At 45.2% G+C, this 24,351-nt stretch carries 28 protein-coding genes; 2 read left to right on the forward strand and 26 right to left on the reverse strand.

Features of this window, described 5'->3' with window-relative positions; genetic code table 11:
* Window positions 1–20 precede the first annotated feature (20 nt).
* Window positions 21–1,022 (forward strand): inorganic phosphate transporter, encoded by a 1,002-nt coding sequence (locus tag AC58QG_RS08435; protein WP_497361635.1) that lies wholly within the window; start codon window positions 21–23, stop codon window positions 1,020–1,022.
* A gap of 54 nt (window positions 1,023–1,076) precedes the next feature.
* Here AC58QG_RS08435 and AC58QG_RS08440 read toward each other — a convergent pair whose 3' ends face one another.
* From AC58QG_RS08440 to AC58QG_RS08510, 15 genes are all read right to left on the reverse strand, one after another.
* Window positions 1,077–1,697 carry a redox-sensing transcriptional repressor Rex gene (locus AC58QG_RS08440; protein WP_497361636.1) on the reverse strand — a complete coding sequence of 207 codons (621 nt, stop codon included), beginning with the start codon at window positions 1,695–1,697 and terminating at the stop codon, window positions 1,077–1,079.
* Between the two features lie 3 nt (window positions 1,698–1,700).
* A complete protein-coding gene (dinG, locus tag AC58QG_RS08445; RefSeq protein WP_497361637.1) occupies window positions 1,701–4,559 on the reverse strand; it encodes an ATP-dependent DNA helicase DinG in 2,859 nt (952 codons plus the stop codon).
* A gap of 90 nt (window positions 4,560–4,649) precedes the next feature.
* Window positions 4,650–5,243: a tetratricopeptide repeat protein gene (locus AC58QG_RS08450; protein WP_497361638.1), complete on the reverse strand. Its 594-nt coding sequence runs from the start codon at window positions 5,241–5,243 to the stop codon at window positions 4,650–4,652.
* Window positions 5,244–5,332: 89 nt separating this feature from the next.
* A complete protein-coding gene (gene panD, locus AC58QG_RS08455) occupies window positions 5,333–5,716 on the reverse strand; it encodes an aspartate 1-decarboxylase (RefSeq protein ID WP_056614256.1) in 384 nt (127 codons plus the stop codon).
* 6 nt (window positions 5,717–5,722) lie between these two features.
* Window positions 5,723–6,592, reverse strand: a complete 870-nt coding sequence (gene panC / locus AC58QG_RS08460; RefSeq protein WP_497362810.1) for a pantoate--beta-alanine ligase — start codon at window positions 6,590–6,592, stop codon at window positions 5,723–5,725.
* Window positions 6,593–6,616: 24 nt separating this feature from the next.
* Complete coding sequence (panB, locus tag AC58QG_RS08465; RefSeq protein ID WP_497362811.1) at window positions 6,617–7,471, reverse strand: 3-methyl-2-oxobutanoate hydroxymethyltransferase; 855 nt, start codon at window positions 7,469–7,471, stop codon at window positions 6,617–6,619.
* A gap of 248 nt (window positions 7,472–7,719) precedes the next feature.
* Window positions 7,720–8,688: a biotin--[acetyl-CoA-carboxylase] ligase gene (locus AC58QG_RS08470; protein WP_497361639.1), complete on the reverse strand. Its 969-nt coding sequence runs from the start codon at window positions 8,686–8,688 to the stop codon at window positions 7,720–7,722.
* A gap of 18 nt (window positions 8,689–8,706) precedes the next feature.
* Window positions 8,707–9,114, reverse strand: coding sequence for a hypothetical protein (locus tag AC58QG_RS08475; protein ID WP_497361640.1), 408 nt, complete (start codon window positions 9,112–9,114; stop codon window positions 8,707–8,709).
* Window positions 9,115–9,371: 257 nt separating this feature from the next.
* On the reverse strand, window positions 9,372–10,658 hold the full coding sequence (locus tag AC58QG_RS08480; protein WP_497361641.1) for a CCA tRNA nucleotidyltransferase: 1,287 nt from the start codon (window positions 10,656–10,658) through the stop codon (window positions 9,372–9,374).
* A 27-nt stretch (window positions 10,659–10,685) separates the two neighbouring features.
* Window positions 10,686–11,858, reverse strand: coding sequence for an N-acetyl-alpha-D-glucosaminyl L-malate synthase BshA (bshA, locus tag AC58QG_RS08485; protein WP_497361642.1), 1,173 nt, complete (start codon window positions 11,856–11,858; stop codon window positions 10,686–10,688).
* Between the two features lie 19 nt (window positions 11,859–11,877).
* On the reverse strand, window positions 11,878–12,570 hold the full coding sequence (bshB1, locus tag AC58QG_RS08490; RefSeq protein WP_497361643.1) for a bacillithiol biosynthesis deacetylase BshB1: 693 nt from the start codon (window positions 12,568–12,570) through the stop codon (window positions 11,878–11,880).
* A 1-nt stretch (window position 12,571) separates the two neighbouring features.
* On the reverse strand, window positions 12,572–12,991 hold the full coding sequence (locus tag AC58QG_RS08495; protein ID WP_436237090.1) for a methylglyoxal synthase: 420 nt from the start codon (window positions 12,989–12,991) through the stop codon (window positions 12,572–12,574).
* 25 nt (window positions 12,992–13,016) lie between these two features.
* Window positions 13,017–13,820, reverse strand: a complete 804-nt coding sequence (gene dapB / locus AC58QG_RS08500; protein WP_497361644.1) for a 4-hydroxy-tetrahydrodipicolinate reductase — start codon at window positions 13,818–13,820, stop codon at window positions 13,017–13,019.
* A gap of 16 nt (window positions 13,821–13,836) precedes the next feature.
* Entirely contained in the window at window positions 13,837–14,361 is a 525-nt protein-coding gene (locus AC58QG_RS08505) for a tetratricopeptide repeat protein (protein WP_497361645.1), read from the reverse strand.
* Between the two features lie 64 nt (window positions 14,362–14,425).
* The gene (locus AC58QG_RS08510) at window positions 14,426–14,764 is read right to left on the reverse strand and encodes a nucleotide pyrophosphohydrolase (protein WP_497362812.1); all 339 of its coding nucleotides are present in this window, start codon (window positions 14,762–14,764) and stop codon (window positions 14,426–14,428) included.
* A 117-nt stretch (window positions 14,765–14,881) separates the two neighbouring features.
* Between AC58QG_RS08510 and AC58QG_RS08515 the strand changes: the two genes are divergently transcribed.
* Complete coding sequence (locus AC58QG_RS08515; RefSeq protein ID WP_497361646.1) at window positions 14,882–15,754, forward strand: YitT family protein; 873 nt, start codon at window positions 14,882–14,884, stop codon at window positions 15,752–15,754.
* Window positions 15,755–15,827: 73 nt separating this feature from the next.
* Here the strand turns inward: AC58QG_RS08515 and AC58QG_RS08520 are convergent, their stop codons facing one another.
* From AC58QG_RS08520 to AC58QG_RS08570, 11 genes are all read right to left on the reverse strand, one after another.
* A complete protein-coding gene (locus AC58QG_RS08520) occupies window positions 15,828–16,706 on the reverse strand; it encodes a sporulation protein YpjB (protein WP_497361647.1) in 879 nt (292 codons plus the stop codon).
* A 54-nt stretch (window positions 16,707–16,760) separates the two neighbouring features.
* Complete coding sequence (locus AC58QG_RS08525; RefSeq protein WP_497361648.1) at window positions 16,761–17,420, reverse strand: DUF1405 domain-containing protein; 660 nt, start codon at window positions 17,418–17,420, stop codon at window positions 16,761–16,763.
* Between the two features lie 91 nt (window positions 17,421–17,511).
* Window positions 17,512–18,402, reverse strand: a complete 891-nt coding sequence (locus AC58QG_RS08530) for a c-type cytochrome (RefSeq protein WP_497361649.1) — start codon at window positions 18,400–18,402, stop codon at window positions 17,512–17,514.
* Window positions 18,403–18,422: 20 nt separating this feature from the next.
* A complete protein-coding gene (gene qcrB, locus AC58QG_RS08535; RefSeq protein ID WP_028554311.1) occupies window positions 18,423–19,094 on the reverse strand; it encodes a menaquinol-cytochrome c reductase cytochrome b subunit in 672 nt (223 codons plus the stop codon).
* A gap of 17 nt (window positions 19,095–19,111) precedes the next feature.
* Window positions 19,112–19,657, reverse strand: a complete 546-nt coding sequence (locus AC58QG_RS08540) for a Rieske (2Fe-2S) protein (RefSeq protein WP_056614289.1) — start codon at window positions 19,655–19,657, stop codon at window positions 19,112–19,114.
* Window positions 19,658–19,938: 281 nt separating this feature from the next.
* Window positions 19,939–20,370, reverse strand: a complete 432-nt coding sequence (locus tag AC58QG_RS08545; RefSeq protein ID WP_497361650.1) for a DUF2487 family protein — start codon at window positions 20,368–20,370, stop codon at window positions 19,939–19,941.
* Window positions 20,371–20,565: 195 nt separating this feature from the next.
* Complete coding sequence (locus AC58QG_RS08550) at window positions 20,566–20,754, reverse strand: IDEAL domain-containing protein (protein WP_056616951.1); 189 nt, start codon at window positions 20,752–20,754, stop codon at window positions 20,566–20,568.
* A gap of 176 nt (window positions 20,755–20,930) precedes the next feature.
* Window positions 20,931–22,052 carry a hypothetical protein gene (locus tag AC58QG_RS08555; RefSeq protein WP_497361651.1) on the reverse strand — a complete coding sequence of 374 codons (1,122 nt, stop codon included), beginning with the start codon at window positions 22,050–22,052 and terminating at the stop codon, window positions 20,931–20,933.
* A gap of 123 nt (window positions 22,053–22,175) precedes the next feature.
* Entirely contained in the window at window positions 22,176–22,766 is a 591-nt protein-coding gene (locus AC58QG_RS08560) for a histidine phosphatase family protein (RefSeq protein ID WP_497361652.1), read from the reverse strand.
* A gap of 46 nt (window positions 22,767–22,812) precedes the next feature.
* Entirely contained in the window at window positions 22,813–23,442 is a 630-nt protein-coding gene (locus AC58QG_RS08565) for an anti-sigma factor family protein (protein WP_497361653.1), read from the reverse strand.
* 6 nt (window positions 23,443–23,448) lie between these two features.
* A complete protein-coding gene (locus AC58QG_RS08570; RefSeq protein WP_310223509.1) occupies window positions 23,449–24,030 on the reverse strand; it encodes an RNA polymerase sigma factor in 582 nt (193 codons plus the stop codon).
* Between the last annotated feature and the right edge of the window lie 321 nt (window positions 24,031–24,351).

The following is a 24,351-nucleotide window of genomic DNA, read 5'->3' on the forward strand; positions in this document are numbered from 1 at the left end:
GAAAACGCTAGGAGGAATTCATGTTAACTTATTTGATCATTATCGTTGTACTAGCACTGCTATTCGATTTCATCAACGGTTTTCACGATACAGCTAATGCGATTGCAACTTCGATATCTACGCGAGCATTAAGCCCGCGGGTAGCTATTTTCATGGCAGCTTCACTCAATTTTGTTGGCGCCATGGTATCCTCTGAGGTAGCCAAAACGGTAGGCGGAAGTATTGCCAATCCAGCTAAGATCGAGAATGGTGTTGAAATTGTTATCGCTGCCTTACTCGCGGCAATCATCTGGAACTTGCTGACCTGGTATTTGTCCATTCCATCTTCATCCTCCCACACGTTGCTTGGTGCCTTAGCTGGTGCTGTTATTGCTGGAGCAGGCTTCAATGGCGTTAACTGGAGTGGTTTTACACAAATTATAATCATTTTGATTTTATCGCCGATTATCGCTTTCATACTAGGTTATCTGATTATGGTGTTGATCAAAAATATCGTGCTCTGGTCAGGTAATACATCCAGATCCAAGCTAAATCGCGGATTTCGGACATTGCAAATCATTTCTGCCGGATTACTTTCGTACTCACATGGTGGGAACGATGCGCAAAAAGCGATGGGGATTATCGTATTTGGTCTCGTTGCTGCAGGTGTGCAGGATGACTTGAACGTTCCAATCTGGGTCAAAATCGCCGCAGCACTCGCGATGGGCCTTGGAACATCTATCGGTGGATGGCGCATCATTAAAACGGTCTCAGGTAAAATTGTAAAAATCGAGCCGATCAATGGCTTCGCCTCAGACTTAACGTCATCGATTGTCATTCAAATCTCAACCTTCATAGGTAAACCATTATCAACAACTCATGTCATTTCTTCTGCGATTATCGGAACAGGCAGTGTCATGCGTTTCCATGAGGTACAATGGGGTACTGTAGGTCGCATGTTAATCACTTGGGTTATTACCATTCCAATCTCGATGATTCTTGCTTACACGCTGTACTTCGCGATATTCCGTTTAATCATGTAATAAACAATCAAAGGCACGACCCGCTGAAGATGCGCGGGTCGTGCCTTTTTCATGCTAATCGAGATAATAGGCCAAGCTCTGAAGCTCTGTCGTAAAATCCGCATAATGCACGCGGACATCTGGTGGTACTTTTATGATGACAGGGGCAAAATTTAATATAGCTTCAATTCCGCATGCAACGAATTCATTGGCCACATTTTGCGCTTCATTCGCAGGTACCGTGATAATGCCGATCCTCACGCCTAGGTCAGACAAGACCGTTTTCATTTTGTCCATCGGCAGCACGACCAAGTTATTAATAACCTCACCTGTTTTGGAAGGCATCGCATCGAATAGAGCTACAATTTTCATATCATTTCGTAAGTACGTATTATAATTGCAAAGGGCTCTCCCCAAATTGCCGGCTCCTACGAGTGCAACCTGAATATGTCGATCCAATTTAAGTATCTGCCGAATCTTCTCAATGAGATAATTGATGTCATAACCGATTCCTTTTTTGCCAAACTCGCCAAAATAAGCCAGATCCTTACGAATTTGAGCTGGATTCAGATCCAGCTTCTGACCTAAATCCTGAGAAGACACGGTGGATACATTGTTCATTTGTAATTCATTCAGATATCGCAAATAAATCGGTAATCTACGGACTACGGCTTCTGAAATTTTTTGTGTTTTCACGAATTAGGCTCCCCCCATCCACTGCTCGATCCTCGGTAACATTTGTTCGCATGTCATGTGCTCGATCTTCGGACCAGGCAACGAATAGAGGAAATGCTTGCCATAATACGTTTCAATAACACGTGTATCATAGATAATAACGATCCCTTTGTCTGATGCTCTCCGAACAAGACGCCCAAATCCCTGCTTGAATCGAATTACAGCCTGTGGTACGGAAAATTTCATGAACGGATTTTCATTCCGTTTCTTGATATTCTCACACTTCGCCTCCACAAGTGGATGATTTGGCGGCTGGAAGGGTAGTCGGATGATCGCCAGACAACTAAGCGCATCACCGGGGATATCCACACCTTCCCAGAACGAGCTAGTGCCTAGCAGGACGCACATTTTGTTATCCTGGAACATCCGGGTCAGCTTGCTCCGATTACCGCTGTCAACACCCTGTCCAAGCACTGTGATGCCATATGGACTGAGCTTCTCTTTCATGCCTGCGTGTACGAGCTTCAACATCCTATTCGATGTACAGAGCACTAGCATACGGCCCTTGGTCACCTGTGCCACATCACTCAGCGATTTGATCAAAGCATCAATGAAAACAGGATCGCCCGCTCCCTTAATCGTTGGGAAATCACGCGGAATCACAACTAGCGCTTGCTCCCGATAGTTAAAAGGAGATGGCAATTGAACAGTTTTCAACTTGCCCGATTCTTCATCCGCCGGAATGGCTAATCCTAATTGCTCTGCCGAGTACTGGAACGATTTATTCACCGAAAGCGTTGCAGACGTCAAGATGATACTATCCTTCGTTTCAAAGAAATGCTGTTGCAGCAGGCCACTCACATCAGTTGGAACTGAGTTGAGCTGGACGGATTTGGCTTTCGCATAGGTACCCGCTTCGATCCAGTACACATACCCATCATCAGCCATTTTCATAAAGAAATGCAGGGCATCACGATGCGCATACAGTTCTTTCACTGTGCCGTTCAGATCAGTAACCAATCCTTGAACCCCAAGACCATCTTGTTGTTCCTTCAACTCATTCAACAATTTATCCAACGTTCGCAAAAGATCATTCGCATTCAGATAAATATTATCCTCCATGATCATCAGCTCACGCCAATTCGCAGGCAGCGTTTCAGGTTTCAAGCGCAGAACATATTGCGAAGTTTCCGATTGCGAGGGATCGCTTCGTGATGAGACCAACTCGTAAAGGGCTTCGCTTAATCGTTCCCAATCCTCTTTAATCGATATGATTTTCGGAAACAATCCATCAATTGTTTGGCTCCAAGCCGCTGCCCTCTCCCCAGCCTCATCTGATTTCTGTAATCGGAAGCGAAGCATCGGAAGCTGACCACTGCGATTATCCTTATACAGCCACAATAAAGAATGATAAAACGCTGAAGCATGCAGCTCAATACCCAAGTGTTTACTCGCCACTTCTTCAAAGTGATGCGCCTCATCAATCACAAGGTGCTTGTAGGACGGTAGAAGGCGGTTCTCAGCCTTCATATCTGTAAAGAGGAGGGAATGGTTCGTGATGATCACATCAGCCGTGTTGGCATCATTACGAGCGCGGTGATAGAAGCACTTCTTATACCAAGGGCACATCCGATTTAAACAGGAGTCCGTATCACTCGCAACCGAATACCAGAATTGAGCGCCTTTATTCCCAAAATGCAGTTCTTCTTCGTCCCCATGCTCCGTCTCACTTAACCAAACCACCATTTGTGCAGCGGTGATCGGGTCTTCCCTGCCATTCTCATAATCCCGCGTTGTCAGCTTTGTTTCAAATTTACGTAGGCACAGGTAATGACTTCTACCCTTAAGAACAGCCGCTTTAAATGGCACCGGAAAAATTTCTTTCAACAGAGGAATATCCCGCTCGCGCAGCTGCTCCTGTAAATTAATCGTGTGTGTGGAAACGACCACTTTCTTCTCATATTTCAAACCGTAATAAATAGACGGAATCAAGTATCCCAGTGATTTGCCTGTGCCCGTTCCCGCTTCGATCATCAAATGTTGATCTGCTTCGAGGGATTTCTCCACTTCGAGAATCATTTGATCCTGGGATTCACGATCTTCGTAGACCTCAAATCGTTGCTGCAACGCGGCTTTCAACCCCTGCTGAAACACTTGAAAGGAAGCGCCTAACGCTTCTGTCACTTCGTACTCCGATCGCAGTTCCTCATCCTCGCCCCAGTCCGTCACATTCAATGTAAACTGACGGAAGTAACGATTCGTATCCATATCGACACTTGTCACTGACTCTTTATATAAACAAATCTCTTCTAAGAACCAGCCTAAATCAGTGTTACCGTTTTCGAAAATTTGGGTAAGCCTTTGTACGGTTAGTAAAGGCAAACCTAATAAACGATCCAAGCAATGAATCCAAATCAAAGCCGTCACTTCCGCATCACTGTCGGCTTGATGTGGCCTTTCATGGTCAATGCCGAACAAGGCAGCCACCATACTAAGCTGAAGACTCGAGATCGAAGGAAATAAAATACGCAGCATATCCATCGTATCGAGGACTCGTCCTGAGAAAGGAGGATATCCCGTTCTTGTTAGTCCTCGTTGTAAGAATGACAAGTCAAATGCTGCTTGATGCGCAACTAACACACAATCAAACAGCAAGGGAAACATGTCAGACATGACCTGATCGAGTGAAGGTGCATCTGCAACCATCTCATTCGTAATGCCTGTTAAGGTTGTAATCGAAGAAGGTATACTAATCCCTGGATTTACCAGAGAAGTATACCTGTCCGTAATTTCAAATTGATCTATGATGACGAGTCCAACCTGTATAATTTCGTCCCCAGGCTGACTTCCTGTCGTTTCAAAATCCAAAACTGCAAATTTCATAACGTCTATCTTCAATCCCTTCGTCCTACACTTCTCCTAGCATACCAAATCTGATTAGGAAAAGGGAATACCTTGTTTTACCGTTTCGGGTTAGGACTCATCAAGATTGATTAGTGGCTCCATACAAGAGGGGTCGGTATGATAGGCTTTTTGAAAATATTCGAAAGCCTTCTCTAAGTTCTGATTCTGCACTTGAATACAGCCCATTGCGTTATAAGATATAGCTTTCATCTTTGAATTTTCCGTCAGTGGAAGCAGGAATTTGAAGTGCTGATAGGCATCCCCAAACTCCCCTTTTCGCAAATGCCCCATCGCTAAATACACCCTTGCTAGCAAAAAATCCGGCTGTCTTTGGATCAGCACCTCGAATTCTTTGATCGCTTGATCATACATGTACAGCTTATAGTACCCTTGCCCACGCATGAATTCTTCGGTTTGCTTTCCAGACACATCAAGCTCCATCAGCTCATCATGTAAGGTTTTGGTACTGATCGGTACCGCCCCATAAAACTTTCCCAGCTTCTCCTCAAATAGCAGCCACGCCTCAATGAATTCATCACTCATCGTCTTCAACACTTGCAGTTGTTCGTCAAGCTCTGCCTTTTTCTCCACATCGCTGTTCGGATATTCCTTTTGGATTTCTTCCAAAACCTCATTCATTGTGGAAAATAAATGCTTAAACATTTGGCATCCCCACCTTTGCTTCGAAAGCTTACCCTCATTCTTTGTAAACTAAGACGATTTCATGCATGCAAGTGGTTCTGCCTAATATCTTATAGAACGGTTGAATGCTCTTCTTCCTTGAGCAGTTGGGCAACCGTGTTGTTCGCTCCCATAATTGCAATCGTAGGATGATGCTTCTTCGCCTCTTCGTCACTCATCATGGCATATGAAACGATAATAATGGTATCCCCCGTTTGGACCAGCCTCGCTGCAGCGCCATTCAAACAAACGACACCCGTGCCGCGCGGCCCTGGAATAATGTACGTTTCAAGGCGTGCACCATTGTTGTTATTCACGATTTGCACTTTCTCATTTGGCAGCATATCCACAAGATCAATTAAATCTTCGTCTATTGTGATACTTCCGATATAGTTTAAATTCGCCTCTGTAACTGTGGCGCGGTGAATCTTCGCTTTCATCATTGTGCGAAACATAAGACGTCACTTCCTGACTTGTAGAATAAGATTATCTATTAAACGTGTTTTCCCAAATTTAACAGCCAAAGCAATAATAAGAGTAGAAATAGAATGGCTATGTTCAAATGGCTCTAAAGTTGGGTAAGACAGGACTTCAACATAGTCGATAACGGCTAAGGGCGCCGTTAGAATATGATTACGGACTAAGGTTTCTAGCTCTTGTGACGTAAATGAGGCTGTTGAATTGCTTAGAATAAATTCCTTCGCTTGTTGTAAGGACTGTGACAATACCAGCGCCTGCTGACGCTCCTCTGCTGATAGATACACATTGCGTGAGCTCATCGCCAAGCCGTCCTTTTCACGCAAGGTTGGGCAAGGCACGATTTCAACGGGTATATTCAAATCCAGAACCATCTGCTCAATGACAGCAACTTGTTGGGCATCCTTCAAGCCAAAAAAGGCTTGATCCGGCTGAACCATATGAAACAGCTTACTTACAACCGTAGCTACACCATCAAAATGACCTGGCCGTGAAGCTCCGCATAGTCTCGTCGTAACATCCGAAACACTGACGGTGGTACGTGTCGGTGTTGGGTACATCTCCGCAACAGATGGCATGAAGACAATATCCACACCGGCCGCCTCAGCTACCGCCAGATCTTGTTCCGCATTGCGCGGATAACGTTCGAAGTCTTCGCCAGGACCAAACTGCAACGGATTCACAAAAATACTTAACACAACTAAACCACTTTGAGAACGTGCCTTGTTCAGCAAGCTAGCGTGACCCTCATGTAAAAAGCCCATCGTTGGCACAAAACCAACCGATTGATCGTTCTTGCGACGATATGCCTTAATTCGGGCTCTTAAATCGGCAATTGTCTGAACCACTTCCATTGTGTGGACCGCTTCCATGACCAATCACTCCTTATCGCCGTATAGATATTGAACAACATCGTTGTCCATATGAAATGTATTTTCCTGCGCCGGGAACGTCCGCGCCTTCACTTCTTTCACATATTCACCAATACCCGCACGGATAGTTTCCCCTATATTTGCATAGGCTTTAACAAACTTTCTGGGAGCACTGTCAGAACCATACTGTAGCAAATCATGGTACACAAGGACTTGCCCGTCACAATGTACACCAGACCCTATGCCAATCGTAGGGATCGACAGCTGTTTCGTGATCCAAGCGGCCAATTCATCGGTCACAAGCTCCAGAACAACCGCAAAGGCTCCAGCCTCCTCAATCGCCTTGGCATCACTCAGAAGCTTCTTCGCTTGCTCTGAGCTGCGCCCTTGGACACGGAAGCCACCCAATTGGTGAACCGACTGCGGGGTTAGTCCCAAATGGCCAACAACAGGCACACCAGCATCTGTAATCGCTTTGACAGTAGCTGCTATTTCTGCGCCGCCTTCCAATTTAACCGCCTTAGCTCCGCCTTCACGCATTAATCGTCCGACACCTTGCAAGGTAGCGTCTATGCTGCCGTGGTACGTTAAGAATGGCATATCGGCGACGACAAACGTATTCGCGGCACCGCGCACAGCAGCACGAGAGTGATATACCATGTCATCCAAGGTAACAGGTAACGTGGAGTCATAGCCTAGCACGACATTCCCAAGTGAGTCTCCTACTAGAATGACATCAATACCCGCTTCTTCTGACAACCGTGCTGAGGGATAGTCGTAGGCCGTTACCATCGTAATCGGTACGCCGTCTTGCTTCATTTTTCTCATTCTTGCTGTCGTTAGCGCCTTACGTTGTTCCACAATCATCCCAGCTTCCTCATATAAAATAAAAAACCTTTTAGCTAAGAGCTAAAAGGAACGCATGCAGAAAGAATCAATGATCCCTCTGTCTCGGTCCTGTAAGGCTCAGAGCAGAATCCAACATCTTGTTTCATAGGTTATCCTAGATCAACTACATGATCAACTTACAAGTGCAGTTCCTATAAGGATACCGCCTTATGCTTCTATTATACCAAAGCTTGCTCCTGGAGGATACCCTATATCTCCCACTACTTAAGCTCAATGTCACCGGAGTAAATTTTTATCCGCTCGCCATTGGGGGAAATAACCGTCAAAGCCCCTGTATCATCCAAGGAATCTGCGATACCCTCAATAAAACCTGTTGGCGTTGATGTCCGTATCGGTCTCTTCAGAGTGACACTTAAAGCCTCCCAAAGTAAACGAATTGGGGCAAAGCCCTTCTCCAAATAAAGAGCATACATGTCCTCAAATTCCAAAAGAAAAGCTTGTACCAAGCTCTCGCGTGAAACCTCTCTGCCGGATTCAATCGCTAAAGAAGTTGCGATCGACCGTAGTTCTTCCGGATAATCCTCTACAGACAAATTCACACTGATGCCAATGCCTGCAATAACATACTTCAGGCGCTCATCTTCGCCACTGCTTTCCAGCAAAATCCCGCTAACCTTCTTCCCATGAATCAGAAGATCATTGGGCCATTTAATGCCAATCTCAACTTGGCATACTTTCTGAATGGCACGACAAAGTGCAACGGCACTAAGCAGGGTTAGCTGAGGCATGAAGTAGACAGGAATACGCGGAGTCAAAATGAGACTCATCCAGATCCCCTTACCCGAAGGAGAATACCAGCTGCGCCCCATTCGGCCTCTCCCTGCCGTCTGCCTTTCCGCAAGCACAATCGTGCCCTCAGGCGCTCCTGAAGCGACTAGCTTATGCGCAATCGTTTGGGTCGAGTCGACCTCATCATAAATATGTACTTTTTGGCCAAGCACCTTCGTTTTCATCCCGCTCATTAACTCGCTGACCTGCCACTTCGCTGGCTTACTAATCAGACGGTACCCTTTGCGTGAGGCTGCTTCGAACTCATAGCCCTTCGCACGAAGTTCCTCAATGTGCTTCCAAATTGCCGTTCGGCTCACACCCAGCCGTCGACTGATTTCCGCCCCAGATACATACGTTTCCGTTGCTTGCTCAAAAAGCTCTAAAATTCGTTCATTCATACGATTTCACTCGCAATCTCATAGTGGTCTAGATGGAACAGCACTCACTTTTAGTGGAAACAACTGCAGACAGCAACACTCGCGCCATGCGAGTCGACTGCAGACACTAACACTCGCACCATGCGAGTCGACTGCAGACACCAACACTCGCGTCAACGCGAGTCGACTGCAGACACCAACCTCGCACCGCGCGAGTCGACTGCAGACACCAACACTCGCACCACGCGAGTCGACTGCAGACACCAACACTCGCACCGCGCGAGTCGACTGCAGACACCAACACTCGCACCACGCGAGTCGACTGCAGACACCAACACTCGCACCACGCGAGTCGACTGCAGACACCAACACTCGCGTCAACGCGAGTCGACTGCAGACACCAACACTCGCGTCAACGCGAGTCGACTGCAGACACCAACCTCGCACCGTGTGAGTCGACTGCAGATTAACTGTATTTTATACAGCTAATTTGAAGGAAACACCGATATTTATCAGTATAACTGGATTTTATGTCGTTAATTTCAACCCTTTACGTTCATTTTCGCCATATCCGGAAATTTTAACTGGAGTTTTTCCAGTTAATTTCGTTTCATTACGAAAATGTAAAGAAATAGATGTAGTTTTTCCAGCTATTTAGTAAAAACGTTACATCAAGTGTAGAAAAGAAAAACCGCACAGCGCTGCTACTTCGCAGCCTGCGCGGCATGAATAAGTGCCTCGCGCTCATTCGGGATTTCCCCGAGCGCGGCACGCTCAAGCAGATCCTGCAGCAGCACGCCCATCCATGGGCCCGGCTGCTTCTCAAGTGCCGCCTCCACATCCTGGCCGGATATGGCAAGTTCCTTCAGGCTGAAGCAGGGAACCTCCTTCAGCCAAGCCTCCCCGAGCCGCAGCAGCTCCGGCGCAGTGGCATCCAAGAAGCGCGCCAATTCGCCGCGCTTCCCTACCACCTGCGGCAGCTCGCGCAGCAGCCGCAGGAACGCGCGGGCTGCGGCTTCGCCGCGGCGCACCGCGCAAAGCTTCCAGACCCGCTCCAGCGGAGCCGGGTCATCCACCCCGGCCTGCGCGGCGACATCGTCGCGCAGGGCAAGTACGCCCGCGACCGCAGCGCTGTCGGCGCGGGAGAAGGTCAGCTCCTGGAGCGCAGCGCGGACAATGTCCGCTGGCACCTCCAGGAGCATCAGCAGCATGGCCCAGCGGTCATGCTGCTCCTCCAGCGCGCTGACAGCGTCCAGCGCGTCGTCCCAGGCGAGCCAAGCCTCAAAAGGCAGCAGCAGCTGCTTTTTGAGGTAGGCCAGGAGGCCGCTCGCCAGCAGTAATCGCACAGCCCTTGCAGGGGCTGGGCCCTCAACCATGCGCTGCAGCTCGCTGCGCACGCGCTCCATCGCGATGTGGCGCAGCAAAGGCGCCTTCGCCAGCAGCGCTTGCCAAGTGCTCTCCTCGATCTCTAGACCGTAGCTCGAGGCGAAACGAATACAGCGAAGCATGCGCAGCGCATCTTCGCCGAATCGTTCCTCCGGTGCACCGACGCAGCGGAGGACACCCGCGGCCAGATCCGCCTGGCCGCCAAAAGGATCCTGCAGAACGCCAGCCCGATCCAGTGCCATCGCGTTCATCGTGAAATCCCTTCGTTGCAAATCCTCGGTTAAATCTGAAATAAATGCGACAGAGGCCGGTCGCCGAAAGCCTTCGTAGGCTGCCTCTTTACGAAAGGTGGTTACCTCATAGGTTCCCTGCGCGATTAGCACTGTAACGGTTCCATGCTGAAGACCCGTTGGCACTGTACGCTGGAATATCTGAATAACCTGCTCTGGCAGTGCAGAAGTGGCGATATCAATATCTTTGATTGGCCGTCCAAGAACAGCGTCTCTCACACAGCCACCGACCAAATAGGCCTCAAATCCAGCCTCCACTAGCGTCGACAATACCTCCGAAGCACCTGGATCATTCATTCCCTTACTTACAACCAAGTTAATTCTCCTATCTGGTTAGCAGCATTACTGACAAGAAGATGCTGAAATGCGATGTGATTCAGGGAGTTCTCTCCCTAGCACGCGATAATAAATTTCTTCATATTGAACCGTCGTAATATCGTTGCAAAACGTATACCGCGCGCGATTCAAACAGTTTTGCGCCATTTGTTCGTACATCACTTGATTTTTCAGCAGATTAATCGCGTATGCAGCCATTTGAGCCGTATCTCCGACTTCAGCCAAAAATCCAGTTTCACCATGGGTAATCAGCTCAGGAATACCACCAGCATTGGATCCAATGGTTGGCACACCACATGCCATTGCTTCTAGTGCGACAAGTCCGAAGCTTTCTTTCTCCGAAGGAAGCAGCATGACGTCTGCAAGAGAAATAACTTGAGCCACATCATCCTGTTTACCGCAGAACGTAACTTTATCCGAGAGCCCGAGCTCCTTCACCTTCGAAATCATTTTCGAAAGATCCGGCCCTTCCCCAACAAATAATAGACGAGACGGTACTTCCTTACTAACTTTGGCGAAAATATCCACAACATCCTGCACGCGTTTCACCGGTCTGAAATTGGAAATATGGATAAGAATTTTCTCATCCGGTCGTGCGAATTCGCCTCTTAGCTTCGATATATCTCGCGGGTAGTAAACCCGTTTATCTACAAAGTTATAAGTCAGATCAATATCACGATCAATGGCTAGCAATTCTCGTGTTTCTTTGATCAGATCTTTGGATACAGCTGTTACGGCATCACTTTCATTAATGGCATAACGAATGAGATCCGATATCGATTGATCTTGTCCTAATACCGTAATATCTGTTCCGTGCAGCGTCGTAACAACCTTGAGATTCGTACCAACCATTTGCTTGGCGAGCAATGCACACACGGCATGTGGGATCGCATAATGCACATGCAATAAATCAAGCTCCTCCATTTTCGCAACTTGAGCTAATTTACTCGCAAGTGAAAGATCATAGGGCGGATAGCGGAAGACGTAATATTGACTAACTTCCACTTCATGATAATAAATATTTTTATGAAATTTGCCTAAACGAAACGGCATGCTATGTGTAATAAAGTGAACTTCATGCCCTTTTTCAGCTAACAATTTGCCTAATTCAGTCGCAACAACCCCTGATCCACCCAAAGTTGGATAACAGGTAATACCAATCTTTAACTTGTCTTTCATCTCTCACACCTCTTTCCGATCAATCAAAATGTTCTATCACCAAGGGGAGTTTGGAAACGAACCCTTCCGCGTACGTGAATTGACGTCTTTGACCCATGAGTCGATCACGAGCTTCAACGCGTTCGACATAACCTTGATTGAGTGGCGTCGCAACCGTGTTCGAACCCGTCACAAATTGTGACTGGTACGCATGCAATGCGGCCATTTTTTTATCGTATGTATCTGTGACATCTACAATTGCATTTGCTTCGTAAACATCATTAATAAAATAGAACAATAGTTGTTCCACGTTCACAGCTTCTGTATCAGGTAAATATTTGCGAAGTTTCGCATTAAAAACAGCTTCCTGAACTAGCATGGAACACGCAATATGATCGGGATGACGATCTTGCCAATACGGCGCGAACACGATTCTTGGACGAAACTTTCTGATTTCTTGTGTAATGCGTTCAATGTTGGATGCAGTTACGAACAAACCGCGATCTGGTAATCCAAGATTCGTACGGGCTGTTACGCCTAGTATTTTCGCAGCTTCTGCTGCTTCTTCGAGCCTAATTTCAACCGTACCATTCGAAGACATTTCGGCATAGGTCAGTTCACAAAGGCCAACTCGAAGTCCACGTTGCGTATGCTTAGCAATCGTTGCACCCATCCCAATCTCAGCATCATCTGCATGGGCACCAAATATGAGAATATCCAATTGTTCACTCATATTACTCAATACCTGGCTTATATTTATGTACGAGTTCTCTCCACGCAAAATCTCCGCGGTCCAACGCTCTTACTAGCAGCTCTGCTGTCGCAATGTTTGTCGCACACGGAATCCCCTGCACATCACACAAACGAAGCAATGCGATAATATCAGGCTCATGTGGTTGAGCCATCAATGGATCACGCAAGAAAATGATCAAATCCATTTCATTTTCTGCAACCAACGCACCAATCTGCTGATCTCCACCAAGTGGTCCTGACATAAATCGATGAATATTTAAATTCGTATTTGCCATGATTCGCGTGCCTGTCGTGCCAGTTGCATATAGTTTGTGACCCTCGAAAACATGCTCATAGGCAGTAACGAAATTCACCATCTCATCTTTTTTTCGATCATGGGCAATAAGTGCGATGCTTAACATCTGACTTCCACTCTCCTAGGGGTCTCTAATCTATAAAATGCTCAAATCCATAAATCATTCCTGTATAGGTCATAACTTTACGAACTGCAATCGCTACACCTGGCATGTAGGCAGCACGATCGTAAGAGTCATGTCGAATTTTAAGCGCTTGACCCTGCTCAGCCATAATCACTTCCTGTTGGGCAAATACACCTGGTAAACGTACACTATGTATTCTGAATCCATTGTAATACCCACCACGTGAACCTTCAATTGTTTCTTCTTCTTTCGGATTACCTTGCTTAATTTCTTCACGCACTTCTGAAATAAGCTCTGCGGTTTTCACGGCTGTGCCGGAAGGTGCATCCAGTTTCTGATCACCATGGTATTCGATAATTTCAAGATGCGGGAAGTATTTGGAGGCCTGTGCAGCAAATCTCATCATGAGAATAGCCCCAATAGAGAAATTCGGTGCAATTAATCCGCCAATATTGTTGTCTCGGCATAGCATGTCCAAATCAGCGATAGCCTGCGGTGTGAATCCCGTCGTCCCCATCACAGGGCGAATTCCTAAGCGAATCGCAAGGTTCGTATGTGAAACCGCTGTTTGCGGTCCTGTAAAATCAACTAAAACATCTGGTTTCGATTCGATGAGCACCTTCTCGATATCGTTCCCCATCAAGACTCCGCATTCATCCAGCCCAACCATTTTCCCTAGATCAATTGGGCCGGAGGTACGGCTAACCCCTGCAACTAACTCCATATCGGATTCACGCAGTACGGTCTTCACGACCTCCCGCCCCATTCTTCCACTTGCACCGATAACTGCTACTCGTATTCTACGCTCCATATTGTAATGATCTCCTTTATCTTTGTTTCGGGCCCAGCTCAGTTTTCATCTTGAGTTGGTACATCGCTGCATGTTGTTTGGCGAGCTCGTGATGCGGCTCTAACCGAACTGCTTCCATGACAGTTTGATAAGCTCGTGTATAGTCCTTTCGCAGGGCGAAGGCTTCTCCTAGAATAAGATACGCTTCAATCGCTAGCGGATCAAGCACAATCGCTTCTTTTAGCAGGAAAATAGCACGTTCCGCATGCGCCGACTGATTAGCAAGTTGCCTTCTGGCTTGTTCAACCAGCTCACGTGCATTTAACACTTGCAAGTGAAAGCGAAACGCCTCATTCGTCGGGTCTAATTCAATAGCTCTTGACGCATGTTCCACCGCTTTGATGAGTTTGTTGCTCCTCGCGAACGTTATGGATAGTTTGTGGTGATAGGCAGCATTGTTTGGTTCTTCAGCTATTGCTTTTTCAAACCATTCAATGGCCTTTTCAAAATCATGCCCAAGTATGGATTCGTATGCTTTCTGTATTTGATTTTCTCCATTCATCTGCCCATCCTCCTTTGCCATAAGCGGTATTCCCGATTAGTGGGGATGGTTTAGTTTATGAAGGTCAATTCGTTTCGGTGTTAATTTTAGTCCAACGCCCTGCATCGCGCGTATTGAACTTGTGCATGATTTTGTCATGCGCTTCGGTCAAATCAATGCCAAGTGAATTAGCAAAGCAGATCGTGATGAACAAAATATCACCTAGCTCCAACTCGATTGAATTGTCCGCTTCTGTACTCTTTTTCGGTTTTTCACCGTAAGAATGATTCACCTCACGGGCTAATTCGCCTACTTCTTCCGACATTCTTGCCAGCATAGAAAGAGGACTGAAATATCCTTCTTTGAACTGGGAAATATAAGTATCAACCTCTTGTTGCAGGTCTTTTAGTGAACGTTCTGACATTGGCATCCTTCTTTCCATCATCTTCACAAAGGTTATCCTCCTTATGTTAAACTAAACGAGAAAAGTTGACAAATTTTTTGTTAGACCAGAAAGTATATTAGGCATGGAGGAATTCACATGATTTTCAAAGAAAGGTTCGCTGATCAATTTCTCAATGTGCTGGGAATTCTGATAGGAACCGCTATTTATGCGTTTGGATTACATTATTTTGTCATATCCAATGAACTGATGGAAGGCGGGTTAACGGGGATCTCCCTGTTGCTCAAATATGTGCTAAATGTCCCTCCATCCATCTCCACGCTCCTATTTAATATCCCTTTATTTTACCTAGGATGGCGAAATTTCGGCAAAGGTCCCATGCTGTATACGATCTTCGGCGTTATTTGTCTTTCATTCTTTCTCTGGGTGATGGAATGGTTGATCCATATGGGTTGGTTAGTCCCTTTTCACACCACTCAGGATTATTTCCTAGCAACACTTTATGCAGGGATTACGCTAGGAACAGGTCTCGGGCTTGTGTTCCGTTTCGGCGGTACGACGGGTGGTTCTGATATTTTGGCTCGGATTGGTCATAAAAAAAGAGGTTGGAGTGTCGGACAAGTCATCCTTATCATCGATGTCGTTGTGATTGGCTCTTCATTCTTATATCTACCAAAAGAAAAAGTTCTCTACTCCCTTGTAGCCGTTTTTGTCACTTCTCGGATTATTGATTACATCTCAGAAGGTGCTTATGCAGCGAAAGCATTTACGATTATCACAGATCAGCCGAGTGACTTAGCAGCATCCATTACCCAGGTGTTAGATCGTGGAGTAACGCTCTTCCCAGCGCGAGGTGCCTATTCAGGTAACACGAAGGAAGTAGTCTATTGTGTGGTTTACCGTCATGAAACCAGGCAGCTGCGAGAGTTAATACACGCCGTAGATCCACGTGCCTTCATTATTGTTGGAGATGTCCATGAAGTTATTGGTGAGGGATTTAAAACGCATTAGGACCATGACCACTCGAAGTAAAAAAGTGGGTTAAGCAGCTCATACTGAGCTTACTTAACCCACTTTTTTGTAATTATCTATTTTCACTTTCCTTTGCTTGCTTGACAGGAACGATATGTCGTCCCGATTGGTACATGCGCCAACCAACATAGGATAACACACCTACAATAATGACTCCCATACTGAGCGACCAAATGATAGGCTGATTCGGATCCGTAAGGGGCACGTATGCCAGAGCATCTTTATGTTTCATAAATAGCTCATCCAACACTTGATTCAGATTCACAATACCGCCTTCTGTCTGTTTAATTGGCATTGGTTTCGCGTTCACATTAGTTCGAAGGAAAACGATAATAGAATCTAACTTCTCAACCGATGAAGCATCGCGGCTTATGATGAGTGAAGGATGAATAATGGCAATATGCTGTGATAGCTTACCGAATTCCTCGATGGCTTCCTGTTGTTTATTCGCTTTCACCTGTTGGCTCAGCAACTGACTATCATTTTGCAGCACCTTATAATATTGCAGCCACATCGGCTGGTTCTTATGGGAAAGTGCATCAGTAGCAAGACGAATCTTAGCGACGGCTATTTGCCCTTCTGCCGGCGAATAGTTGGCTGCATTATATACCCGTTTTGCCCCAGTGACGGTTTCTGTCAAAGCATTTAAGCCCTCAACGGACGTAATTCCTTCAAATGAAATCTTCGGAATTTGATCGGATAGTTGAATTAACTTATTCCTTGCCTCTGGAATTTGTCCAGACATCGTTAATGTGTACATTTCCTCAGCAATTTGATTTAAAAACGAAATCCGCTCAACTTGAGCTGGGTCTATTGGTTTACTAGCTTGTCCGACTGTACGCTGGCTTGCTCCGCAAGCCGCAAGTAAACATAGAACAACGCCGAGTAAGAAAGTCACCGCTATCCCTCTCATCGTTCTCTCGAAAAACATGGGACATCCCCTCCTTCACCATCATCATATGGAGGTTCGTCCCACTTTAGACCATTATACGTTTGCTTTCAGGATTCTTTTCTCCCTTACCATTAAACTGGTAATCGCAATCCAAATTCCAATGATACTTAAGCAAATTGTGAAGAATTGAATTATACTCAAATAAGGATGAAGCTCTCTCTGTAACCTTGGAAAGACACCTCTCTCATAATCCATGAAATCATTCCAGAAGGTCCAGATTCCCACGATGACAATGGCAGGCAAGCGAAAAGAGAACCAGCGCACAAATAACAGCGCTTCCACAGCCATTGCCAAATGTGAGGCTGTTAACATCCATCCATCCCATCCGACCGCTGCTCCCTGCCAGGCTCCTGCCCAGATCATCGTAACCGCCCATATCCCATACTTAAATGAAGTAATAAGACCGAAAGCTTCAATAAAGCCGCGTATTGCCTTAGATAGCTTCGTCGATGGTTTCGCTCGTGATTGATCCAAGATCAAGTAACCAACAGATAAAGTAAAAAACAAACTTGCTGTCGGACTATCCGGTACAAATAATACATACCATACTGGACTCTCTGCAATGGTATCTACCATCTGTATCCAGTACCATTCATAGCCATAAACGGTGCCTAGCAAATTGCTGATGAATAGCACCCATAGCATTTTCTTACTAAGTAAGAAGTCTCTGCTCCATAAGTAGGAAACAGACATGTAGGCTCCTCCTTAAAAAATCAAAATTAAAACGTAGACCTTTATATTTTTTCAAAAAAAACCTGATCACTTTCGCGACCAGGTTCCATTTTTATTGCGTTTTTTGTTTGGATAACCATTCAGCTAATTTATCAATATCGGCATCTGTTAAGCCTTTATCAATGTTAGGCTTATACATGGCAGGCATGTTGCCTTTACCATTTTTGATAATGCCCATAATGTCTTCCTTCGTGTGTCCATCGCCTACACCTAACAAAGCAGGTACACCAGAAGCTGGCATTCCTTTTAACTGTGCGCCATGACATGCTAAGCAAGTAGCTTTCGCATAAATCGCAGCTCCTGGATCATCCGCAGCAACAATTGCTGCTGCTTTTTTCGTTTCTTTCTTCGCGCCTTCACCAGCTGAGCCACCTTTGTTTGCGTGCATTTCTTCTTCACGCTTGATGTGCTCTGGAATGATATTTTTCTCTTTAAGCTCAACTTGATAGTGAGACCAAGATGTGTACGTTAGGTATGTACAAGCGATCAAAGATAAAATCATTAGGCTTGAAGCAATTGGTCTTCTGTAGAAGCGACGTTCTTTACCTGTATCCAAGAATGGAGCCAGCAATAAACCGCCGAATAGTAAACCTGGTACTACAACCGCTCCAAGAACAACATAATCACCCGATGTGTAAGGGTATTTCAGCAATTGATACATGAACAAGAAATACCAGTCAGGCATCGGAATAAATGCTGTGTTCTTCGGATCCGCAGGATAACCTAACGGAGCTGGGTCGGACATAACTAGAACTAGCATACCGACCAAGACAACGACACCAACCATCCATTCCTTCAACAAGAAGTTTGGAATGAAGGCTTCTGATTTACCTGGGTAAGCAGAGTAATCTCTAGGAATGAGTCGTTGTTCTTGCGTTTTCTTAATTACGCGGGAATCCCCTACGTAAACGATTTTTTCATCAGACTTATGACCATGCGCCACGCTATTCGCCCCTCCCTAAATTATAGCGGTCCGGAAATACCTTGTTTGCGAATCATGAAGAAGTGTCCGGCAAGCAAAGCGAGCAGAACGCCAGGCAGGAAGAACACATGAATAGCAAAGAACCGTGTTAGTGTTTGTGCACCAACAATGCTTCCGCCTTGCAGCAATGTTTCGATGTACGGACCAGCGAATGGTACCGATGCTGCAATTTTCATACCTACTTGTGTTGCAAAGTAAGCTTTGTTATCCCATGGAAGCAGGTATCCCGTAAAACCAAGACCTAACATAACGAAGAAAATGAGCATGCCTACTACCCAGTTCATTTCACGTGGAGCTTTGTAAGATCCTGTGAAGAACACGCGCAGGGTATGTAAGAACATCATTACGATAACTAAACTAGCTCCCCAGTGGTGCATACCTCTGACGATAACACCGAAAGCTACTTTATGTTGTAGGTAATCAACACTTGCATACGCATTGATAATATCAGGCGTGTAATACATTGTAAGGAACATACCTGACAAAATTTGAATTACTGTGATGAAAAACGTCAATCCGCCAAAACAATAGACGAATGCGGAAAAATGATGAGCAGGGTTAACGTGTTCTGGCACCTCGTGATCCGCTACATCCCTCCACATAGGCGTAATATCAAGACGTTCGTCAATCCAGTTGTATACGTTTTTAAACATCTGATCGTGACGCCCCCTTATACTCTAGTGTTAGCATGCAGTTGTCCAACATACACGAAACCATTCTCTACTTTTGTTGTGTATTCGTCTAGCGGTTTAGGTGCTACAGCAAGGTTCTTGCCGTCTTGCGTATAGTGAGCACCGTGACATGGACAGAAATACTGATCTTTGTAAGCAGGGTTATCGTTCCAGTTAACCGTACAACCAAGATGCTTACATGTCGGGTTTAACGCAAATAGAGCACCTTTACTGTCTTTGGAGATCCATGCTACCAGCTCAGCATCACTTTCGTACCAGCCATCTACCTGATGGACTTGGAACGTAAACGCTTGTGGAACATTCGTAATTTTACTTTCTTCGACAACTTTAACCCAGTCCGATGCTGCTTTAGGCTGAAGGACAGGATCAACGGCAAACCGAATCATCGGTATGATAATGCCGGCCCCCATGAATCCACCAGCGCCACCAAGGGTATAAGAAAGAAATTGTCGACGAGACATTTCGCGTTTGGTCCCGGGTTTCTTCCCATGCTGTTCTTCATTGTGATTGTTATGATCACTCATTCTCAGGTCTACCCTCCTACATTGGCCGAAGTCCGAACCCTCTCGGACATCAGCTACCTCTATCACGTGTCGTTCGACATTACACTACATAACTAGGACATTTCTAATAATAGCCTACGTCTACTAGGTCGTCAAGAATTCATAACTCCTTTTATTGGATTGAAATCTTCGCTTTTGGACAAATTTTAACGAAATTGTCACAACTTTTTGAAAGCCTCATTCATCCATTACTACCCTTATCTTGCACATTTTTTTTCCATTAATACACGACAAGACCAAAGTTACTCAACTGGGTACCATAGTTGCTGTACTTGTTTGGAAATACCTGATTTGATTGCTTCTGATTGATGCGCCCATTGCTCTTGATCGACAACAATCAACAAATCAGTTTCATCTGACTTCCAACCGATTGCTCCCGTATGCAAGGTGAGTACGATTATGTAACGAAAACCGGATTTCTTCAATTGATGTACAATGTCATTCACTTGCTTATTTGTTCCCGTATCTGCTATGTAATGAAGAGCTGGATAAGTGACGACTCTGCCTTTGAAAGGAATCTCGATGATTTCCATGACATCTCGGAGCTGCTCCAACGCTGTGGTCACTTGCATCGGATCTTCATATCCTGTCAATCCGGTCACAGGTAGAAGACACGTATCCAAGTAGGGTTTCAATTCCGTCCATTCTTGTGAAGCAATCTCATTAAACTTCAAGGTATAGCGCCTCCCTATCATTTACCAAAACAACACTCGCTATGTAGCGCAAGCTCAACTTGTACTTTAATCCGTCATCTCTTGACTGTCAATCAAGTATTCTTTCGTCCCTTCTGTATCGAATACCACAGACAAAAAGACATGGGATTGGAATCCACATGTCTTCAAGTTTACTTGCTCATGCGCAGCTAATGGTTACCCTAGTGATTGTAAAATCCTTAGTTCAGATGTTAGCGCCAGAAAAGATGTCTGATCCCCTTTAGCCAAGGCGCTATCAATCTCCTTATAAAGATTTTCTTCTCTATATTTGCGCAAGGCATTATCCCAAATCATTTCCGCGAAAAGTGCCAGCAGCGCATCGTTAGATACATTCATTTTTCCCATGAGACCTACCTCCAAATGTTGTCCGCGGTTTGTCAGGAGCTTCATTTTCGCAAAAATATGTGTCTGCATTTTGGTGTACGCCAACCCGTTGTTATGCTCCTATCACATCATATTCACTCGCTAATTCAACGCTTCATTCAAAAGCCCGTTTGAATGTGAATGTGTTAATACCTAGTTCAGATAAGCACCACTTTATCGTCTTCTGCAATACTAATTCCTCTAATAACTCTGGAGCCAAGCTTGGTAACTTGTATAACCGTACCATAGGTGTGATCTTCACCAATTCGGATCAAGCCCATGTGCATCATCATTTGTACGATTCGCTGCTCAACAATGGATTCTGAACTATCATAGTAAAATGGTTTAACCAATTGGCTAAACAAATCAACGATTGAAGCCATCGTCACCCATTGATCACACAGACGATCCAACCATACTGAGATGCTTTGAATATTCGGAATTGGGGTTTTGTAAAGTCTTAGCCAGAACGTGTACACATCTGCTATCGTTTCTTTCTTCCCCTCTAGTAAACGAGCCTTACCTGCTTCTGTTATTCGAAGTACGAGGTCATGTTCACTGATGAATTGGTGGTAATAGCAATAGTCGTAGATAAGTGAAAATCGATTCGGGTATTCCTTAAACATACGTCCATAGCCGAATCGCCATGTCCCCTTGGGCACCATACCCTCTTGAACGGATAAGATACTGAGGATCTGCCCAAGCTGTCTTTTGTACATAAAGCCTTCTGCTGTTAAAGGCATTTCTTGCTGAGCTACTGCGGTTAAGAAATGAAATATGTCGTGGGCTAGAAGTGCTTGCTCATCGCGATAGACCGTGGGCTCTTCTGTTTTCACCAAAGCTTGCTTGAATTGATTCGCCAGCACATCCCTAAATCTTCGCTTTAAATCCGATGGAACATGAAAGAGATATTTCGTTTGCTGCGAGTACCCGTTAAACAACCAACCGAGTTTCTTGAATTTAAGGATCATATCCCGTGGATTCCAACCATCCGACGACTCTTCCTTTTGAAATCGCGACTGTTGAACTCTAGCGATAAGCTCCTCCATACTGAACGCATTGCGAGGATCGGAGAGTAAGGAGTTGAGGAATCGAATGTTCTCCAAACTAAGACTTTGAATGTGTTTTTCGAATATATCTTTGCGCATGGCCGTGCTCAGGATTGATTGAATCAACTCATTCTTTGAATGACCATTGCACTCACACTCGTAGGTATGTGCAATTCGGCCTAAATCATGGATATCGGCATAGCTGAGCATATCCGCTAGGTTCATTTCCATCCTACATCTCCCATCTGGCGGAGCTTTCTACTCCGATGTTTCTAGTAACCATTATGGGATTTTTTCCCGAAAATATTCCGTGTAAAACAAAAAAACATGACTCTTTTCGAGTCATGTTTACTTTTATACGCTCGTTTCCGAGGTCGTTTGCAAATGGATTAAACAATTATACAACTGAAGCTCCCATTGATCTGTCTGACGCAACAGCAGCGTCAATGAGGTATTTTGCAGAAATTCCTCTTGATTCAGCTTCAAAACGCGCAGCACCTGGACAATGAAGCCACCATGCGAGATGAGCAGCACTTTCTTATTCGGGTAATCGTTCAAAATCTCCGTCTCTAGCGCCAACCATCTAGCCCATAGCTCGCTATCCGACTCCTGACCTAGATCCTGAAGCTTCCAATCGGCTCCCCAGCGCTCTTCGCGTTCTGACACTGTAGTCCCTTCGACAAGCCCATACTTGCGCTCTCGCAAGCGCTTATCTGTGCGTAGAAATGGAATGCCAGACAAAGCTGAGATGATCTGTGCGGTTTCACTAGCTCGTTTAAGATCACTGCTGATAATGCCATCCCATTGTTCATGTGCTAAACGCAGCCCAAGCAACCGAGCTTGCTCTCTGCCTTCATCCGTTAGATCTGTATCCAGCTGCCCCTGCAGCTTACCAAGCTGATTCCATTCCGTGCTTCCATGGCGTATGAATCCAATTGTTGTCATTTCCTTACCTCCAGCGATAGAAATGCAAAATGCTCCAAAAGGAGCACTATGTTTTCGTTCGTGATAACCAATTCATGATAATTATCGTTGAAATCAAGCCAAGAAGCGATACGACTAATAAGTAATGCGGATACGAGTGAATGGGTCCAACATGAAAGCGTAATGGTTCCATAAAGCTTGGATTCAGACTGGCCACTGCATCTCCCAGCTTATGTCCATTCAACGATTCAGTCCCACTTGATTTGAGTGCTTGAGGCGCTTCTAGATCATAAAGTGAATTGTCCGCGGAAGCCATTGTCGACTGCGGGGAACCATCGTATACGATCGCAAATAAAAAGCTAAACACAAAAAGAGCAAGACAAAACGCGATCACAGCTGTCAAATTACGTCTTAATTTATAGGAAATCGAATACATACGTTCCGAAACAGGAATCCGCCATGATTCATCCTCGTAAATACGGCTCATCACTTTCGTGGAAACGATAGGCTCAAAGTCCGTAAGCTCTTCTTCTGTTGCTGCAGTTCGGATAAGAATCATGCTTTCTTCCCATATTTGAAATTCCTCTTTACAGGAGTCACATGTCTCTAAATGCTTATCCACTGCTGTACGACGCAGGTCATCATTCGGTAAATCCCAGTAGACGCCAAATAATTCCTGGATCTCACTACACTTCATCGCTTGTCATCCCTTCGATTCTTCGAATATCGGTTCACTGAAATAAGGATCCAAGTGCAACTTGACTGATGCTCTCGCTCTAAATAGAAGCGATTTCACCGAGCTGACGGTTTGACCTAAAATGTTGGCAATTTCTTGATAATCCATCTGATCATATTCACGTAAAATCAAAGCTGATCTTTGCTTTTCGGGCAAGCTATTGATCGCATCGCGAACCATGGACACCTTCTCATTTCTCAACATAGCCTGCTCTGGCATTGCATCAAAAGAAGCATGGGGTGTTAGACCGCTTTGCTCCAATGACACTTGGACACTTTTATTTTTGCGCAGTTCACTCAATACGGTATTACGGGCAATCGTATATAACCACGTAGAAAAAGATGCCTCAATCTCACGGAAAGAATGCAAACTGCGATAAGCTTTATAAAAAGTTTCATTACACAAATCTTCCGCAATAGCTTCCATTTGTGTGCTCTTCAGCATGTGATAAATAAATGCAAGGATTTTACGCTCGTAACGACGCATAAGCTCGTTATACAGCTGAACATTTCCATCCTTGATTTCTCTGATCAATTGGGAATCGGTCATTACGTGGCGACCCTCCTCGCGATTCCGGGTACCACTCCAACTGTTCATACTTGTTTTACTTAGGTTGGAGTGAAAAGTTGCGTTACATTTGTAAAAAATATGTGAATACCAAAATAGACAAACAATTAGCCTATTACATATTCTCGATCCAGCACGAGATTCCTGCTAGATTCGACAAATTGTTGGATAAAGTTCATATTTCTAGTGCCGCGTGACTATCTACGTACTCCTGCATTCATTACTTATGTATGTCAACAGCGAAAAAGACAAAAAAAAAACCGCCGAATCGGCGGTTGCACTTATGGTGCGATTATCGGATAG

The sequence above is a fragment of the Paenibacillus sp. J22P169 genome, assembly GCF_059691995.1.

Bases quoted from the DNA above. Each gene is read 5' to 3' on its own strand.
- AC58QG_RS08435 (WP_497361635.1), top strand. From the start codon at position 21: ATGTTAACTTATTTGATCATTATCGTTGTACTAGCACTGCTATTCGAT.
- dinG (WP_497361637.1), bottom strand. From the start codon at position 4,559: ATGAAATTTGCAGTTTTGGATTTTGAAACGACAGGAAGTCAGCCTGGG.
- AC58QG_RS08450 (WP_497361638.1), bottom strand. From the start codon at position 5,243: ATGTTTAAGCATTTATTTTCCACAATGAATGAGGTTTTGGAAGAAATC.
- panD (WP_056614256.1), bottom strand. From the start codon at position 5,716: ATGTTTCGCACAATGATGAAAGCGAAGATTCACCGCGCCACAGTTACA.
- panC (WP_497362810.1), bottom strand. From the start codon at position 6,592: ATGGAAGTGGTTCAGACAATTGCCGATTTAAGAGCCCGAATTAAGGCA.
- AC58QG_RS08470 (WP_497361639.1), bottom strand. From the start codon at position 8,688: ATGAATGAACGAATTTTAGAGCTTTTTGAGCAAGCAACGGAAACGTAT.
- bshA (WP_497361642.1), bottom strand. From the start codon at position 11,858: ATGAAAGACAAGTTAAAGATTGGTATTACCTGTTATCCAACTTTGGGT.
- bshB1 (WP_497361643.1), bottom strand. From the start codon at position 12,570: ATGAGTGAACAATTGGATATTCTCATATTTGGTGCCCATGCAGATGAT.
- AC58QG_RS08495 (WP_436237090.1), bottom strand. From the start codon at position 12,991: ATGTTAAGCATCGCACTTATTGCCCATGATCGAAAAAAAGATGAGATG.
- dapB (WP_497361644.1), bottom strand. From the start codon at position 13,820: ATGGAGCGTAGAATACGAGTAGCAGTTATCGGTGCAAGTGGAAGAATG.
- AC58QG_RS08505 (WP_497361645.1), bottom strand. From the start codon at position 14,361: ATGAATGGAGAAAATCAAATACAGAAAGCATACGAATCCATACTTGGG.
- AC58QG_RS08510 (WP_497362812.1), bottom strand. From the start codon at position 14,764: ATGTCAGAACGTTCACTAAAAGACCTGCAACAAGAGGTTGATACTTAT.
- AC58QG_RS08515 (WP_497361646.1), top strand. From the start codon at position 14,882: ATGATTTTCAAAGAAAGGTTCGCTGATCAATTTCTCAATGTGCTGGGA.
- AC58QG_RS08520 (WP_497361647.1), bottom strand. From the start codon at position 16,706: ATGTTTTTCGAGAGAACGATGAGAGGGATAGCGGTGACTTTCTTACTC.
- AC58QG_RS08525 (WP_497361648.1), bottom strand. From the start codon at position 17,420: ATGTCTGTTTCCTACTTATGGAGCAGAGACTTCTTACTTAGTAAGAAA.
- qcrB (WP_028554311.1), bottom strand. From the start codon at position 19,094: ATGTTTAAAAACGTATACAACTGGATTGACGAACGTCTTGATATTACG.
- AC58QG_RS08540 (WP_056614289.1), bottom strand. From the start codon at position 19,657: ATGAGTGATCATAACAATCACAATGAAGAACAGCATGGGAAGAAACCC.
- AC58QG_RS08550 (WP_056616951.1), bottom strand. From the start codon at position 20,754: ATGGGAAAAATGAATGTATCTAACGATGCGCTGCTGGCACTTTTCGCG.
- AC58QG_RS08555 (WP_497361651.1), bottom strand. From the start codon at position 22,052: ATGGAAATGAACCTAGCGGATATGCTCAGCTATGCCGATATCCATGAT.
- AC58QG_RS08560 (WP_497361652.1), bottom strand. From the start codon at position 22,766: ATGACAACAATTGGATTCATACGCCATGGAAGCACGGAATGGAATCAG.
- AC58QG_RS08565 (WP_497361653.1), bottom strand. From the start codon at position 23,442: ATGAAGTGTAGTGAGATCCAGGAATTATTTGGCGTCTACTGGGATTTA.
- AC58QG_RS08570 (WP_310223509.1), bottom strand. From the start codon at position 24,030: ATGACCGATTCCCAATTGATCAGAGAAATCAAGGATGGAAATGTTCAG.